Here is a 17,230-nt window from a genome sequence, read left to right as displayed (position 1 = left end):
AGTAAGGAACAGGAGAGAAATAAGAAAGACTTGACTGCTACACTAAAAATGTTCCAAAAAACAGACTGCTCTTAAAGATCCAAGCGCAGCAAAAAGGAGACTTGATATGAAATTGAAAAAACGATTTGCCTCTTTGTTCCTGTTGGCATTGATGGCATTTATCCCGGTTCAGGCATATGCTTCTGGGTCCGTTCCAACCACTCCCTCTGGAATTCCGATTTCCGAAATCGAAAACAGAACAGATCAAATTATGAAAAAATATATAGGAACAGCGATTCCTGGTGCTGCGGTTTCCATAGTAAAGGACGGAAAAATTGTTTTTTTAAAAGGTTACGGATACGCAAACATCGAGAAACAAACACCCATGAGTACGGAAACAACCTATATGGAGGCCGGTTCCGTATCGAAATTGTTCACCTGGACGGCAGTAATGCAACTGGTTGAGCAAGGAAAGCTGGATTTGAATACGGACATCCGCACATACTTGCCTGACGGCTTTCTCAAGCCTTCTTTTGATAAGCCTATTACCCTGAAATCACTGATGAGCCACACGGCAGGTTTTGAGGAGCGCCTGGAAAGACTTCTGGTTCATGATGCTGCTGATCTTAGGCCTCTCAAGGAGCATATCGCACCCGGAAATCAGCCTCAACAGATTTATGAGCCTGGAACAGTGATTGCTTATTCCAACTTTGGGACCAACCTGGCCGGTTATATTATAGAACGTGTATCCGGAATGCCTTTTGAAACCTATATTCAGAAACATATATTTGAGCCTCTGGACATGAAACATTCTTACTTTACACAACGGTATGATCTTATCCCAGAGGTTATCGAACATAAAGCAACAGGCTACTCCAAGAAGGATGGAAACTGGGTGGCAAAGCCGAATGTTTTCTTTAATGATGTGCCGGCTGGTGCGTTAAACATTACTTCGGAGGACATGGCTCATTTTATGCTTGCTCATCTGAACATGGACCATTCCTTAAAATATTCGCTGTTCAACAAGAATGAAACCTTGCGAGAAATGCATGAGGCTTCGTATACCCACTATCCCGAGCTTCCGGGGAATGCCCATGGCTTTTGGGAACGGTTCGCGGGAGATTATCGTGTTATCGAGCACGGTGGAAATACAGATTCATTCTCCTCTCTGGTCTCTATCGTGCCGGATCAAAACTTTGGGATCAGTATTCTGACTAATGTGGAAAATGAAATGTCCGGGGCGAGAAGCGAACTCATTGACCTGTTTGTCGGGGGTTCCGACGCTACTCCGCAAGCGGACAGCACGTTGAAGCATAGCGGGGATGTGGCGGGAAAATACCGTTCTGCTCGCGCAGTATCATCTGGTATATTGAAGCTTATACCCGTATTATCCAATGCGGAAGAAGTGGTCACAGCCAACGGCAATGGCGGAATCACTCTGAGTATTCCATCCATGAATATTAATGTTGATTATGTAGAAACCAAACCCTATTTTTTTGAACGTGTGACTCCCGGGAGCACTCCTTATGATCATGCGGGCCTAAATATCAGCCGTCTTTTTTTCTTAACCAATGCCGATGGTAAAGTGACGCAGTTGTCATATGGAGTGATCGATGACCAATTGCCGATATCCTTCCTGCAAACATCCATTTTCAGTTATATTCTGGTCGGGGGATGTGGTATTTGGTTTGCGCTTGGGTCTATTTTCGGTATTATTGGATGGCTGCGGAAGCTCAAGGACGCAAGAAAGCAGAAGAGTACTTCGCGGCTTCCCTTGCCTGACAGTGTAACCGTAATACCCTTGCTGGGTCTGCTTGTGATCGTCAATCTCATTGCTTCAAGCATCCAATTGATAGACGACCCCTATCAGCCTATGTCCAATTTCAATTTGAATATTATCTTTTTCTGGGTACTGGGGCTTGCCTTTGTACCGGCCACCTATCTTGCTGTAAGAAGATGCAGTGTTACCCAAACTACATTGTTAAGAAAGGTATACACCGCGACGCTGATTCTTTCGTTTCTAGCTATTTCGATTTTCCTGTATTCCTATAATTTCTACTTTTTGGTATAGCTCCACTCGATAAGCCTGCATACCTTCCAGTGTACCGATAAAGATTGTCATCGTGAACAACCCTAATCTGAGCTAAATAAAAAAGCTCTCCTCTGCATCTAGCAGGGAGAGTTTTTAACACACTCAATGAGATTTAAATACGTGCCGGATTGAGCCTTTGCTTTCAGTATGTTGTTGAATCTGTTTATTCTGTATCTGGCTGAGTATTTACCAATTTTATATGAACATCTCTCAATTGTTTCTCAGTAACCCCCGAAGGTGCTCCCATTAATAGATCCTGCGCTTTGCTATTCATTGGAAAAGCAATAACCTCGCGGATATTCGATTCATTTGCAATGATCATAACAATCCTATCAATTCCAGGTGCTATACCTGCATGAGGCGGCGGCCCAAATTGAAAAGCATTAAAGAGTGCAGGAAATTTACTCTTGATGTCTCCATATGTATAACCTGCAATCTCAAAGGCTTTTACCATAATCTCCGTATCATGATTCCGGACAGCACCCGAGGACAGTTCAATCCCATTACACACAATATCATATTGGTACGCAAGGATATCAAGAGGATTCATATTCAGTAGCGCATCCATACCACCTTGTGGCATCGAAAAAGGATTATGGCTAAATCCAATTTTATGAGTATCAGGATCCAATTCAAACATAGGAAAATCAACTATCCAGCAAAATTTATATATATCCTTTTCCAGCAAATCCAGTCTTTTTCCTAATTGATTTCTGACAGCACCGGCTATTTTTTCTACATTTTTAAGTTGGTCAGCAGCAAAAAACAGTGCATATCCTGAACTAGCTTGCGTAACATGTATTAATTGGTTTTTCACCTCTTCAGAGATGAATTTTGCAATAGAGCCACTAAGAGACATATCATCATTGAACTTAATCCATGATAGGCCTTTCGCTCCAGCCTCAACAGCAAAGTTTACTATATCGTCATAAAAGCTTCTTGGCTGTGCACCACAACCAGGAACAGCAATAACTCTTATCGTTTTATTTTCAAATACTTTAAAATCAGTCTCTGTAAACAGCTCTGTAACATCATGGATAATTAATGGATTTCTTAAATCAGGTTTATCGCTCCCGTATTTGAGCATGGCTTCTTGATATGGAATCCTGCTAAAAGGCTTTGAGATTTTAAAATTTGTAAATTCGGAGAAAACTTCATATAGCATATTTTCAACTACATTAAAGACATCTTCCTGTGTTGCGAAAGCCATTTCCAAATCCAGCTGATAAAACTCGCCTGGTGATCTGTCTGCCCTTGCATCCTCATCTCTAAAGCAAGGAGCAATTTGAAAATATTTATCAAAGCCCGAAACCATTAATAATTGTTTAAATTGTTGAGGTGCTTGAGGCAAGGCATAAAATTGACCTGGATGCACTCTACTAGGAACTAAATAGTCTCTGGCGCCTTCTGGAGATGAACTTGTCAGGATAGGTGTCTGAATCTCTAAAAAATTCAAATCGATCATCTTTCTTCTGATACTTTGAATTACTTTAGAACGAAGTATAATATTATTGTGTAGTTTTTCATTCCGCAGATCCAAGAAACGATACTTTAATCTTAAATCCTCCCGAGCTTCATTTGCTAAAGTTACTTCAAAAGGTAATGGATTCACTACCTTCCCTAAAACTTTTATCTCATTGGCAGCTAACTCAATATGCCCGGTTTTCATAGTGGGACTAATCGTATTTTCATATCTGTTACATACAGTACCTGTAACAGAAATGGTTGACTCCCTACTGATCTTTGATACAAAATCTTTCAATTCGTTATTATCAGAAACAACAACCTGCGTTACTCCATAATGGTCCCTAAGGTCAATAAAAATAACCCCGCCATGGTCACGCATATTTTTTATCCATCCTGCAATTCTCACTACTTCGCCGACATGTTTTTGATCCAGTTCTCCACAGTTATGAGTCCTATAACTATGCATGAAAAACCTCACTTTCTTTTATCCCCTATTATCTTAATAATTTCTATTTTTCTCCACACTTATACTCACATTATCGTTAAAGCTTTATACCTTTCATTCAGGTATTCCGCAGTTTCAACCATTATTTTTTGTCCTATTTCATCAACATGCCTGTTCTTCCAATTCTCAAAGACTGTTCCCTTGACCCATTGGTTAAAAGCGCCAAGGGCTGGTCCGCAGTGTACTTGATAATCAACCTTACTGTGTTTGTCTCCATTCATTGCAAGTCGTGTAGAATAAGTAAAGTACCATCTAAATATCAACGCCATCTTACGTTTAGGAATTCTTTCAGCTTTTTCAATGATCTCAGCCGGGTAATAAGCTTTAATATCTTCATATACTTGTTCAATACTCTTCTTAAAATACTTTTCTTCAATATATTTTTTGGTTCCGCTATCAATTTCATCTATGGAGTTATAATTACGGTAAAGATCATATAATTTATTCGCCCTGGCCGGGAAAAAAACTCCTTTTTTCATAACCTGAATTTTCGCTCCTATTTCAAACATATCCCCTGCGGGAGCGTAGTCTGTATCCTGTATATTTAACTGCTGGAGCAAATCTTTTACATCATCACTTGTCCCTGCTTCAACCGTACATTGGTTGATTGATCCTGTCATGATAAAATCCGCACCCAGTATAAACGCTGCCGCAGCTGCTTGTGGAGTCCCTATCCCCCCGGCTGCCCCTACCCTTATACTTTTATTGTATTTATACTTAAGTAACGCTTCATCCCTCATTTTAAGCATTAACGGAACCAGTACATATGCAACCGCATGATCCGTATGCCCGCCCGAATCAGCCTCGACGCACAGATCGTCTACCATAGGAATTTCCATCGCCATCCGGGCCTCATCCCGGCTTATCCTATTTTCCTCTAGCAGTTTATTTACGATATTCTGAGGCGCAGGACTCAAGAATGCCTCCACAACCTCGGGTCTTGATACTTTCGCTATAATCCTGTTCTGCGGTGTTACGATCCCCTTTTCATCTCGTTTTAAACCTTTCAATCTGTACCTTACCAAAGAAGGCGTTATACTCATAAACGCAGAGGCTTCAATAGTTCTAACACCGTATTTTATGTATAAATCAACGATGTTATTTTCTATTTCCAGGTGATCAGGAACATGAATAAGATTCATTCCATAGGCTTCGCCTTGGTTCAATTCTTTCTGAATATACTTTATAGCTTCTTCAAGGGCCCTAATTTTGACTCCCCCTGCCCCAAAGAATCCCATCATTCCTGCCTTACCTGCCTTAACGACCATCTCTTTTGAAGATATTCCCTTATACATCGAACCCATAAGATACGCGTATTTAAGTCCATAATATTGTTTGAATTCGCTATGACCAAGAGACTCCGCCGTAAATCGTTGGCCGGATATACTATTCCTCGACTTTACTTCCTGTACCTGCTCGCTATGTTCTTCATCCTCCCTCACAATCAGCGGTTCTGCTTCTCGTTGTATTGCGTTAACCAACCCTGTTATGACTTTTCCAGGTCCAACCTGGATGAATTGGGTTACATTTTTACCCATTAGATATCTTATACTTTCCGACCATTTGACCGGACTTACGATCTGGTTGATCAGCGTACTTCTTACATCTTGCTGCCTGTAGGGTCTGGCATAGATATTTGAAATGACTGGTATTTTTAATTTTGAGAATTCGAACTGTGACGCATAGGCCTCAAATCTCTGTCTGGCATCTTCCAAATACCTAGAGTGAAATGCTCCGCTTACATTTAAAATCACATAGTTTGTGGCTCCTGCATCCTCAAAAATTGGCTGCGCCCGTTCAATCATTTCCTTCGGTCCTGAGATGACAATCTGGCTTGGCGAATTAAAATTGGCAACATCAATCTCCCTTAAATTATTTTTCTCGATAACTTCTCTAAATACTTCCTCCTTCAAGCCTATGACCGCAGCCATACCACCACCGGTAGCCTTGACCATCAGCTCTCCTCTTTTTTTAACCAGCTTCAAGCCCGTTTCAAAGTCAAATGCCTCTGCGGCAAATAAGGCATTGTATTCACCCAGGCTATGTCCTGCAACATAATCAGGTCTTCTTCCAGTCTCTTTTAATGTATTAAGATAACTCAAAGCGTTTACGACAAATAGCGCCGGTTGGGTAAAATCCGTTTGTCCTAGTTGATTGGCAGGATCTTCAAGACACAGTTTTTTAATAGAATAACCAAGAATAGCATCCGCTTTTGCAACCAATTCCTGAAATTCGTCAAATAGTTCTACTCCCATGCCTTTGGCTTGAGCCCCTTGTCCAGGGAACAGATATGCGATCATTTGTGTCCTCCTTTTTGCTAGTGAATGCATATTAGTCGAATATTTCAAATAGACGATCCAAATTTTTCATATCGTTTTGAAAAGGTGAAAGAATAGAACAAATACTTGCCATTTTCTTGCTACCAAAATTGTACTTCACAAAATTAGCAAGAGTGCCTGAAGGGCCAAGGTCAATATAGATAACCCCGTCCCCGTCTCCCAGACATTTTAAAGCGTTCCGAAAACGGATAGGTTTTCTAGCAACATCCCAAAGAAAATGGTTGTCAAGGGATGTCGCCTTGCCTCCGTACATAGATGAGACCATATTTATGGTCGGATTCCTTAGAGTTTTAAGCTTTAAAAACGCTGTATATTCCAAGGCTATAGGGTCCATTAAGGAAGAGTGAAAAGCAAACTGGACCGGCAGTCTTTGACATATAATCTCATTAGCTATCAAGTAGCGTTCAATTTTTTCCAGTTCCTCACAGCTGCCAGAAATGACAAAATGCGAGTCGTAGTTGATTGATGCTAACTCTGAGTTGGCATTCAATACGGATATTTGGTCATACAGACTGAGGTCGCCAATTACGGCCAGCATGCCACCCTTTGGACAGTAGTTTTCTACCATTTGTGCTTGCTTGACAAGGCTTTGAAGAGTATCTTCATAACTCATACAGCCAGCCACAGCAACAGATGCAAACTCACCGAGGCTGGAACCCAAAACATAATCAGGATAAATCCCCTTTTCCAGTAATACCTGTGTGAGGGCATACTCCACCATGAAAATTGCAGGGTGAGTATATAACAGGCTATCAAACACGTCCCCCCTCCCACGGTTGTCGTCGTACAGCATTTTTAATACGGACCTGCCTGTAATATCCGTATGAATCTCATCCAACTTGGTCATCCATTTCCGAAAAACTGAATTTAACCTATATAATTCTTTTCCCATGCCGTAGTATTGTGAGCCTTGGCCTGAAAACATAAAAATTACAGATCTGTCCATTCTAACCTCCCACAACATACTCATTGTTAAAATCCTAATAAAACCATTTGAAATAAATATTTCACAGTAAATTGCGAACTAATTGCATTTGGGAAGGTGTAGGATTGCTTTCGTTAAGAACATTCTCCATATGTTGTCTTATTGCAGGTTTGAATTTCGGCTCTGTTATGATATATAGCTGCCCCTTTTTGATTCCCTCAAACATCTGATTTGCTACATCTTCTGGAAGTATTCCATTCTGGACAGCCTTGCGGGCCAATTGATTAATGACTTGTCTTTCCGGGGGAAGATTTCCTAGTCCGGTCTGCTTACTCAGCTCCGTCGGTCGGTTCCGTTCCGCATCCATAATTTGGGTACGTACGAACCCAGGGCAGACAACCGAAACTCCTACATTGGAACCTATCAATCTGAGTTCTTGGTGTAGCGTTTCAGACAAGCTTAAAACGGCATGTTTTGACGCGCTATATATTCCATTACCGGGGCCGGACAATAGTCCGGCGATGGATGCTGTATTCACAATATGACATGCGGTTTTCTGTTTCAGCATAATAGGAACAAAAACTTCAGTTGCAAAGAGAATCCCCCATATGTTTACGTTTATTACCCACTGCCAATCTGCCACCGTATTTTCCCACAATAAGCAGCCCGTGCCGGCGTCCACCCCTGCATTGTTGAACAAAAGATGCACAGCTCCAAATGTCTGAACCGTTTTTTGCGCTAATGCACGTATATCAGCTTCTTTGGAAATATCCGTCACTACGGATAACGTTTCTGCGCCCATGTCTTTCAATTGTTTTTCGGCCCTTAGAAGGGCCTCCTCCTCAATGTCCGCAAGAACGACCTTCATGCCCTCATTTACACATCGGTCCGCAATAGCGCGGCCAATCCCACTGGCAGCTCCTGTAACTACGGCTATCTTATCTTTAAATTCCCTCATGATTTACCTCCAGAATAATTTGTAATTTCTATCTGATAGTGATCGGTTCCCTGTTTATGTTTAAAACTGGGTTATCGGTAGAGGAATCCTGCGGACATCTTTATCCTCATGGAGTGCCTCCCATGAAATCCTGCCCCCCTGGGTCCAATACATCGCTATATTTTCCATGTTTTTCTCCTCTAGCAGCAATTGAGAAACGGTCTCTCCTATTTTCCCTGAGAGAAGCGCACTCGTGTTTGAGTCTTCTGCGCTTTCTCCTATAAATAAAGGAATAGATGCCCCTTCTGGCCCGTTGCCGCTATCAGCTATTTCGAGAAGTTCCCTAAGACCCGTGAGTAGATCCTGCCGCGTACTCGCTACGATTGCCGCCCGCCATGTCATCGCTTCGCGACCTGTCTGAAGTGTAAAGGCAATATCTTGTAAGGCATCATCGCTCTGCTGCTCCAGATATCCCAGTAATTGATTGGCAAGCGCCATCAGTCTCTCCCGGTTTATATCCGAGAGAATCACCACTTCGGGCTGATCTGCCACTCGTAAATGAATGTTGTCTTTTTCTGAAGGGATATATTCTTCCAGAATGAAATGCACATTAGAGCCTCCCGCACCAAAGGAGCTTACGGTTGCCCGCAACGGGAATTCCCGTTTTTCTCCCTGCATCTCAATTACAGGCCGCTCCCATTCCTGAACTTCCCGCTGCAAATAAAATGGAGTATTACTGAAATTAATATTAGGGTTAAGCTTCTCGGCCTTAATGGTAGGAACCAGTTTTCGATGCCACAATTGCAATATGACCTTGGTTAGCTGTGATATCCCCGAAGCCGCTTCTGCATGCCCAATATTGGATTTGACTGAGCCAATGGCACAAAATTGCTGCTCGGTCGTGAATTTCTGGAATGCTTTATTCAAAGCAGCAAGTTCAATAGGGTCTCCCAATGTAGACCCATTTGCGGCTGCCTCTACATAACTGATCGTCCGGGGGTCTATACCGGCTTTCAAAAAGTTTTCTTCGACTAGTTGCGCCTGCGCATTGGGGTTAGGGATTGTATATCCATTGCTATGTCCCCCATGATTGGTTGCCGTGGATTTAATAACCGCTAAAATGCAATCTCCATCCTGTACAGCCTTATGAAGCGGTTTTAAGAGTACCGCTCCAACTCCTTCCGCTGGAAGGTACCCATCCCCATCTGCAAAGCTTCTGCTATCTTCATGACTTCCAATCAACTGATTTTGACTGGATTCAATATATTTTTTGGGACTGGTCAATAGATTCCCCCCGCCAGCTACCGCTAATTGACACTCTCCCCTGATCAGGCTTTCACATGCCATATGGACAGCTACAGCTGAGGAAGAGCTCATCGTATCAATGGATATGCTCGGTCCCTGGAAATTGAAATAATGCGACATGGGGTTTGCGACTGCAACAGACCCAAATGATGTTACCCGTTGAGCAGAGTCCGGTTCGGTATCACAGGAGCAGTATTTGTGATACGTAGCGCCCACATAGACGCCAACCTTGTTCTGGTGTTTCTTCTGTAATGCCTCTCGCGTATATCCTGCACTTTCAAGCAAATTCCATATTATCCCCAGAAAGAGTTGCTCCATCGGGTCCATTAAACTGATCTCATAGGGGGTGAGATGAAAGAATGCTGGCTCTGACAGGCTTATTCGTTCCATGAAACCACCCCACTTGCAGTAGGTTTTTCCCGGCTTGTTTCTCTCCTTGTCAAAATAAAGATCATGCTCCCAACGATCTTTTGGAACTTCGGTAATGCAGTCCTTGCTTTCTTGGAGATTGCTCCAGAACTCCTGAAGATTTTCCGCACCTGGATATTTCCCGGACACCCCGATGACAGCAATGTCCATCGCTCCTGTTTCTTGTTTCTTCTCCTCTGGAGGCTCTACCTCGGTTGCCGAAAATTGGGGATGAAGGAATATCGGAGAAGGGGCTTTTACCTGCTCCATACCAAACCATTCAATCAATTCGCCTCGATGCGATTCCAGGAAATATTCTATTAAACTCTGGATATTCGGATATTCAAAAAGTAAGGTCCTCGATAGCGGTCCGAAGTTTTTTTCCAACTCATCGGTTAATTCCATTGACTTTATGGATTCAACACCATAGTTTTCCAGATTTTTGTCCTCTTCAATGCGATGTTCATCCAGTCCAGTGGACGAAGAGAGCAGGCTCTTTAGGTAACTTTTCATTTTTTCACGCAGTAGCTCTTCTTCCTGGCTGGACACTGCCTTATTTGTTATAGAAGTTGTGTCGGCTTTTGCACCCGCAGCTGCTGCCTGATCTATGCCAAACAAAGCGATCAATTGGTCTCGATAGGCTTCCATAAAATATTCCGTCAAACTCCGAATATCTGGATATTCAAAAAATAGAGTCCTCGACACCTGATCGAATGTTTTCTCCAGTTGGTCGGTCAACTCCATAGACTTTATAGAGTCAACCCCATAATTCTCAAAAGGTGTATTCTCTTCGATTCGATATACGGGCAGTTCGATGGACGTTGAAAGCAGGGTCTTCAAGTAATGGACTGTCTTTTCACGCAGCAGGTCCTCTGCTCTGCCGGACACTTCCTCGTTTGCTGCAAAAGTTGTGTCGGTTTTCGCGCCTGCCACCGCTACCTGATCTATGCCAAACAAAGCAATCAATTGGTCTCGATAGGCTTCTACAAAATATTCCGTTAAACTCCGGATATCTGGATATTCAAAAAATAGAGTCCTCGACACCTGATCGAATGTTTTCTCCAGCTGGTCAGTCAACTCCATAGACTTTATAGAATCAACCCCATAATTTTCAAAAGGTGTATCCTCTTCGATTCGATATACGGGCAGGCCGATGGACGTTGAAAGCAGAGTCTTCAAGTAATGGACCGTCTTTTCACGCAACAGGTCTTCTTCTTGGCCGGACTCTGTTTTGTTTGCTGTGGAGGGAACGATGTTAGCTTCTGATCCGAGCGCCTGATCCCGGGATGCTTTGCCGCTTTCTTCAAGCTGTCCCTCCATGATCATCATGTTGCTGATTAGCTCTACGTCTCCTTCGATCACCATGACCTGATCCGAAATACAGGCTATGCTTTGGTACAGGGCGCTCATTCCTGTCTCTGTCCTCATCGCATACATACCCACCTTCTGCATGGCATTCTCCGTCTCCTGGTCAGGCCGCATTCCGCCATCTTTCCATAACGGCCAATTGATGGACAGCGTTTTGCCTGTACGCTCCATGGAGGATACCAAGGTATTGCGGTACCAGGCATATGCGTCCATAAAAGCATTCGCGGCAGCATAGTCAGACTGACCTGCATTACCACCCACTCCCGAACCTGACGAAAACAGGATAAAGAAGTCAAGAGCAATGTCCTTACTGGCTTGGTCCAGATTTACCAGTCCCGCAACCTTGGGCGCCAGTACTGTCCTGAATTCCAGGCTAGTCTTTTTAATAATGTAGTTATCCTGGATTATTCCAGCACTGTGTAGGATGCCGTTGATTCCGCCGTATGTCTGTTTGATATCTTCAATTAAGCCAACCACAGCTTCCTTCCGCGTGACATCCACCTGTCTGTATTCCACCCGGGCGCCCAATACCTTCAATTCCTCCAATGAGGTCTGCTTGTCCTGGTCCAGTAGGGAACGTCCACTAAGAATCAAAATCGCTTCCTTGGCCTGACGCGCAATCTCTTTAGCAAAAATAAGACCTAAACCCTTTGCTCCTCCAGTAATCAAATAAACCCCGCGGTCTTTCCATGGAATATCCGGTGTCTCTGACGGCATTTCTGCTTTACTCCAGACAGGAACCCAACGTTTGCCTTCTGCAAACCGGATGCGGCTATCCGCAGGGTGTCGGCTGCTCGTCTTTAGTATTTCGATGAGCCCTTTCATTTTTTCTGTACCCTCTACTTCAATTAACTGACCATGGATCTTTGGATTTTCCTTTTGCGCAGTTTTGAGTATGCCACACAGCCCAGCGAAGATCAGCTTTTCATGCTGAGGCATCGTTACAATCTGCACCAGCACCTTGCCTTTGGGTTTGTCATTCAGGATACTTTTTATTTTTTCAAAAACCTGGACAGCATACATTTCGAAGCGGCGATCGATCTCTTCCATACCGGATTGCAGAGTGATACATTCCATTCCTGCCAAGGAGAACTCGATATCTCCTGCAGCAATGGTATCTGTTTCGCAAAGCATTACCACATGTCGTTCGTAAATGGGAACCATCGTGTCCTCCGCAACAACCGCCTGTTCTTTCCAGAAGGGTTGGAGCATCATTGCACCAGGTGTTTTCTCACATGCGCCCACTACCTTGTAGGAGCATCCTTTTATGCGCACGCAGACCTGGCCTGCCTCATCACACAAATCAATGTCATACTTCTGCGTATTATGACCAGCCCCGCTTCCTCTGCTATACCGGATCAACGCCCACATTTCACAGGGACATTCCCGAAATATTTCGAGCTCCTCAATGGCAGTCGGCCGTATTTTCTGTAGAGGATCAATGCCTGAAGGCCACATGATATTTTCATCATTCGAAAACAAGTATGCCGGCGGCATTTGCAAAGCAGCGTTTATTATAAAGGGATGCAAAACAAATAAGCCCTCAGTATTCCTAATACCGGAAGGCAACGATAGCTTGGCCAGCACTAACCCCTGTCCTATATGCACTTGTTCATTGGCCTGATGTCCCAGACTGTCGTCGGCTCCCATGTCCCACACTGCTTCGCCGTCTATCCCAGGCGAAACATGCTGAAAGCATTCCATCTGCAAAGCCTGTATATCCCACGTTTCCGCTGCATTCAACATCTCCAATTCGGCATTACCCTGGCTGTGTAAGACAGGGTCCAAGGCTTCTGTTAATCTGCTGTAGATTTTGAAGCCAATCGCTCCTTGACCTCCCGGAAAGAGCCCTATATGTATTTCTAACGGCTGATCTCCTATAGCGGGAGCATGTGTCCATACAATATCTTTAATAATGATGTTTGCCTGTCCCTTCTCCTGTACTGTTAACGACTGCTCAACCGCTGCCCGCACCATTTCAAGGCATGCCGCTTCTGACAGGACAAGCTTTCCGTCAATTACGGAGTTTTTCAGATAAAACTCCTGGCCGCTAAAGGTTGAACTAAATCTTTGCTCAGAAAGTACGGAGGTGTTTTGATGCAGTAATGGATGTAGATGTGCAACCGCATTGACGACAGGCTTTTCTTCATCTAAATGTATCCAATAGCGTTCTCTGGCAAAAGGATATGTGGGTAAAGGGATACGGCGGGGCTGGACATTACCGTAAAGTCTGCTCCAGTCAATACGGACACCCTTGACCCACAAGTCTGAGATTCTGCCATACTTTTCTGCCAGAATCTGTAAATCAATCGTTTTATCGAGCGTTTTCTCCTCTGAGGCCATGTTCAAGCTCTCCTTGTCTCGCTTGGCCTGTCCCCGGTAAAGCTGTGCAATACTCTGTCTTCCTCCAATAAAGCCCCGCAACTTGCTTCTAAGTTCCTCCACTGAATCAACGACCACAGCGAGGCGTTCTTCCATCGCCTCACGTCCTGTCTGCAAGGTATAAGCCACATTCACCAGATCGTGATCGGAAAACTCATTCCGATCCATTGCAGCAACCAATTGGCTTACCTGCTCCTTCAATGCTCCATCACTTTTTGCCGACAGAACTACGACGACTGGTCTTGGAGGAGTAAAGGCATTTTGAAAGTCATCCTGTTCCGCAGGGAGGTATTCCTCAAGGACGATATGGGCATTAGCCCCACCGGCTCCAAAGGAAGATATCCCGGCGATTCTCGGGTATTCCCGTTGCTCGCCGTCCTCCTCCACTATCGGACGCTCCCATTCAGAAAGCCCCTGTTGGACTACAAATGGCGTTTTGGAAAAGTTTATATTAGGGTTCACTTTTTGGGAATGCAGGCTAGGGGCAATTTTCCGGTTTTTCATTTGCAAGATGATTTTAGCGATGCCTGCAATCCCTGCGGCCGCCTCTAAATGACCTATGTTTGATTTTACCGAGCCAATAGCGCAAAACCCCGTGTCCTGCGTATCTTTCTTAAATGCCTGGGTAAGCCCGGTGATTTCAATAGGATCGCCGAGCTCCGTTCCAGTACCGTGGGCCTCAATATAACTGACTGCCCGGGCATTTACGCCTGCTTTATCAAAAGCCTCTCTAATCAGTTCACCCTGTGCTACCGGGTTAGGCACGGTATACCCGTTTGTTTTTCCTCCATGGTTGATACGGGTTCCCCGAATAACCGCATAGATATGGTCTTTGTCTGCAATGGCTCGTGATAAAGGTTTGAGCAGCACGACCCCTGCACCTTCGCCAGGGACAAATCCATTCCCGCCTTCCCCAAAGCTTTTACACCGTCCCTCAGGCGATAGCATTCTCATCGTACTGAGAAAGATATAGCTTGAAGGATGAAGATATAAGTTGACTCCTCCAGCAACAGCCATTTCGCATTCACCGTTAAAGATATGCTCACAGGCCTCGTGGATTGCAGTTAATGAGGAAGAGCACATGGTATCAACCGGGATACTGGGCCCCTTTAAGTTCAAGAAATAGGATATTCTGTTGGCTACCGAGCTGAAGGAGGTTCGCGGAAAGACGAGTTGTCCTTGTTCCCACAGCTTTGGTCCATATAGATTGAACCCCGTTCCGGTAATTCCTGCAAAGACGCCAATCCGGCCATTATACTGTTCGGCGAGCTGTTCTCTGCTATATCCTGCATCCTCGAAAACCTTCCAGCATTCTTCCAGGAATATTCGCTCCTGAGGATCCATACTCATTGCTTCCCGGGGAGATATATTAAAGAAGAGAGGATCAAAATCTGCAAAATCCTCCACGAATCCTCCATATTTACTATAGCTTTTGCCCTTTTCAACCGCTTCTTTGATGTCGGAACAGTAGAAACCTTCCCTCTTCCAGCGTTCCGCAGGAATTTCTGTTATACAGTCTTTGCCCTGTTCCAGATTGCTCCAGTACTCTTCCATATTTTTGGCCTGCGGATATCGTCCGCTTATACCAATAATGGCTATTTGCTCGTGTTTCACACGGTCTCTGCTAGTAGCCGTGTTGCAGATACGATTGTTTTCTTCCTTTGGCAGGGGTGACAAAGAAAACTCGCTGGCAGCATGCAAGGTTGCGGAAATGGAGACGGATTTCTCTTCCGTCTTTATCGGGCTTCCGATTCCTGTCCACCGTACGCATTCCTTGTGATAATCAGCAATAAAATATTCGGCCACTGCTTCCAACGTCTGATATTCATAAAACAAGGTCATTGATATTTCTCCAAAAATCCCCTGCAGCTTTTGATTAAGCCTTGTAATCATGATGGAGTCTATGCCATAGCTCTCCAAAGGCTCGCTGACATCAATCTTGTCAATGCTCAGCTTGGTAACTTCTCCAAACAACAGTTTTAGCTGATGTAAGGTTTTTTCCAGAAGCAGTTCAAGATTCACCTCTGAAGAAGCTGACTCTTCAACATATTCTTTCTCCTGCGGTTGGGACTCCAAGAAATACTTTTGCAATCTGGATTGCTCACCTTCTATGACCAATAACTGATTTAGACCAGCGGCCAGACCGTTATATAGAGCCTGGATACCGTTTGAAGCTTGCATAGCTACCATGCCAATACTTTGCCAAGCCCTCTCCGTGTCATTGTCCACATGCATCCCTCCGTCCTTCCAGAGAGGCCAATTGACAGATAGCGTCTGCCCTTTGCGCTCCTTTGAGGATACAAGGCTGTTTCGATACGCGGCATAGGCATCCATAAAGGCATTTGCGGCAGAATAGTCGGCTTGACCGGGGTTGCCCATAATCCCAGCTATTGAGGAGAAGAGAATAAAGAAATCAAGATGTAGCTCCTTGGTCGCCTGATCTAAGTTCACCAGTCCGGCAACCTTTGGTGCCATTACTTCCGCGAACTCTTCCTGTGTCTTATTCATAATAAAACGATCCTGTATTACTCCAGCACTATGAAGAATACCATCAAGGCCTCCATACTCTTCCCCGATCTCAAGGATCAATTTGGAGACCTCTTCCTTCCGTGCAACATCTACCTGTCTGTACTCAACGCGGGCCCCCAGCGCCTTCAACCTCTCCAATATGGCCTGTCTACCTTCGTCCAGATTTGACCGGCCTACAAGAACTAGCGTGGCTTCCCTGACTCGCTGCGCGATATCCTCCGCAAAAATAAGTCCTAAACCTCCTGCACCGCCTGTAATCAAATAAGTCCCCCGATCCTTCCAGGGCACTCTGCCCATTGTCTCGGTGGGTTTCATCTCGTTCCAGCCGAGGACCAGACGTTTGCCATCCTCATACCGTATCCTTTTATCCTTTGGATATTGACTGTTCTCTTTTAATTTCTCAATCATCTCTTCCAAACCTACAGATTCCAATTCTACGAATTGCCCTACGATTTTCGGGTTTTCTTTCTCAGCTGTCTGCAGTAATCCCAACAGTCCTGCGAAAGGTTGCTGCGCGCTTTGTGCGGAAACTGCAATCTGTATCAGTACGCTACCCTTGGATTCCTCTGTGAGAACCATTTGTACTTCCGTGAGCAGCTGGAGGGCATACGTCTGAAAGCGTTCATCCATGCTGCTTTGGCTGGCATGCAGCTTGATACAACGGGTTCCTTTCATGAGCGATTCAATGCTGCGCTCTGCGAAATGATCCAGTTCGCAAAGTACCACCAGATGCTGGCTAAATTCAGGGCGTGCCACTTTCTGGAGAGCAACTTGCTCTTTCCAGAAAGGCTCAAGCATAAGGACTCCCGTATCCGCCAAGGACCCCGCAGTCCTTGTTCCGCTTTGCGGGGCCTCATGCGAAGCCATTTGAGCTTGAAATTGGCGTATTTTTACAATGGCATCCTCTTTCTGTATCCGTCCGCTTTTTACCTCGCCTAGAATATATTGAAAAAAGTCCTTCATCTTCTATTGCCTCCCAGCACGTAGAAACTTC

The 17,230-nt window shown here is 44.5% G+C and carries 6 protein-coding genes; 1 reads left to right on the top strand and 5 read right to left on the bottom strand.

The genetic code is table 11. The annotated features are described in order from the left end of the window. The first annotated feature begins 106 nt into the window (after positions 1–106). On the top strand, positions 107–2,050 hold the full coding sequence (locus ACL9RM_RS03315; protein ID WP_250268796.1) for a serine hydrolase domain-containing protein: 1,944 nt from the start codon (positions 107–109) through the stop codon (positions 2,048–2,050). Between the two features lie 184 nt (positions 2,051–2,234). Here the strand turns inward: ACL9RM_RS03315 and aspS are convergent, their stop codons facing one another. From aspS to ACL9RM_RS03290, 5 genes are all read right to left on the bottom strand, one after another. Further along, a complete protein-coding gene (gene aspS, locus ACL9RM_RS03310) occupies positions 2,235–4,004 on the bottom strand; it encodes an aspartate--tRNA ligase (RefSeq protein ID WP_323873183.1) in 1,770 nt (589 codons plus the stop codon). A 65-nt stretch (positions 4,005–4,069) separates the two neighbouring features. Continuing rightward, positions 4,070–6,343 (bottom strand): ACP S-malonyltransferase, encoded by a 2,274-nt coding sequence (gene fabD, locus ACL9RM_RS03305; protein ID WP_250268798.1) that lies wholly within the window; start codon positions 6,341–6,343, stop codon positions 4,070–4,072. A gap of 31 nt (positions 6,344–6,374) precedes the next feature. Further along, positions 6,375–7,328 carry an acyltransferase domain-containing protein gene (locus tag ACL9RM_RS03300; protein ID WP_250268799.1) on the bottom strand — a complete coding sequence of 318 codons (954 nt, stop codon included), beginning with the start codon at positions 7,326–7,328 and terminating at the stop codon, positions 6,375–6,377. 61 nt (positions 7,329–7,389) lie between these two features. Continuing rightward, positions 7,390–8,265 carry an SDR family NAD(P)-dependent oxidoreductase gene (locus ACL9RM_RS03295; protein ID WP_061828465.1) on the bottom strand — a complete coding sequence of 292 codons (876 nt, stop codon included), beginning with the start codon at positions 8,263–8,265 and terminating at the stop codon, positions 7,390–7,392. Between the two features lie 60 nt (positions 8,266–8,325). Next, positions 8,326–17,199, bottom strand: a complete 8,874-nt coding sequence (locus ACL9RM_RS03290) for an SDR family NAD(P)-dependent oxidoreductase (RefSeq protein ID WP_414126200.1) — start codon at positions 17,197–17,199, stop codon at positions 8,326–8,328. Positions 17,200–17,230 lie beyond the last annotated feature (31 nt).

Origin of the sequence: Paenibacillus sp. S29, assembly GCF_049319765.1 — a bacterium.
Taxonomy (GTDB): domain Bacteria; phylum Bacillota; class Bacilli; order Paenibacillales; family Paenibacillaceae; genus Paenibacillus; species Paenibacillus polymyxa_B.
The sequence above is the reverse complement of the archived record's forward strand: the minus strand, read 5'-3'. Positions and strand labels throughout refer to the sequence as shown.

What these genes read in the sequence shown, in the direction of transcription:
- ACL9RM_RS03295 (WP_061828465.1), bottom strand. Translation starts at nt 8,265, where the DNA reads ATGAGGGAATTTAAAGATAAGATAGCCGTAGTTACAGGAGCTGCCAGT.
- ACL9RM_RS03300 (WP_250268799.1), bottom strand. Translation starts at nt 7,328, where the DNA reads ATGGACAGATCTGTAATTTTTATGTTTTCAGGCCAAGGCTCACAATAC.
- fabD (WP_250268798.1), bottom strand. Translation starts at nt 6,343, where the DNA reads ATGATCGCATATCTGTTCCCTGGACAAGGGGCTCAAGCCAAAGGCATG.
- aspS (WP_323873183.1), bottom strand. Translation starts at nt 4,004, where the DNA reads ATGCATAGTTATAGGACTCATAACTGTGGAGAACTGGATCAAAAACAT.
- ACL9RM_RS03290 (WP_414126200.1), bottom strand. Translation starts at nt 17,199, where the DNA reads ATGAAGGACTTTTTTCAATATATTCTAGGCGAGGTAAAAAGCGGACGG.
- ACL9RM_RS03315 (WP_250268796.1), top strand. Translation starts at nt 107, where the DNA reads ATGAAATTGAAAAAACGATTTGCCTCTTTGTTCCTGTTGGCATTGATG.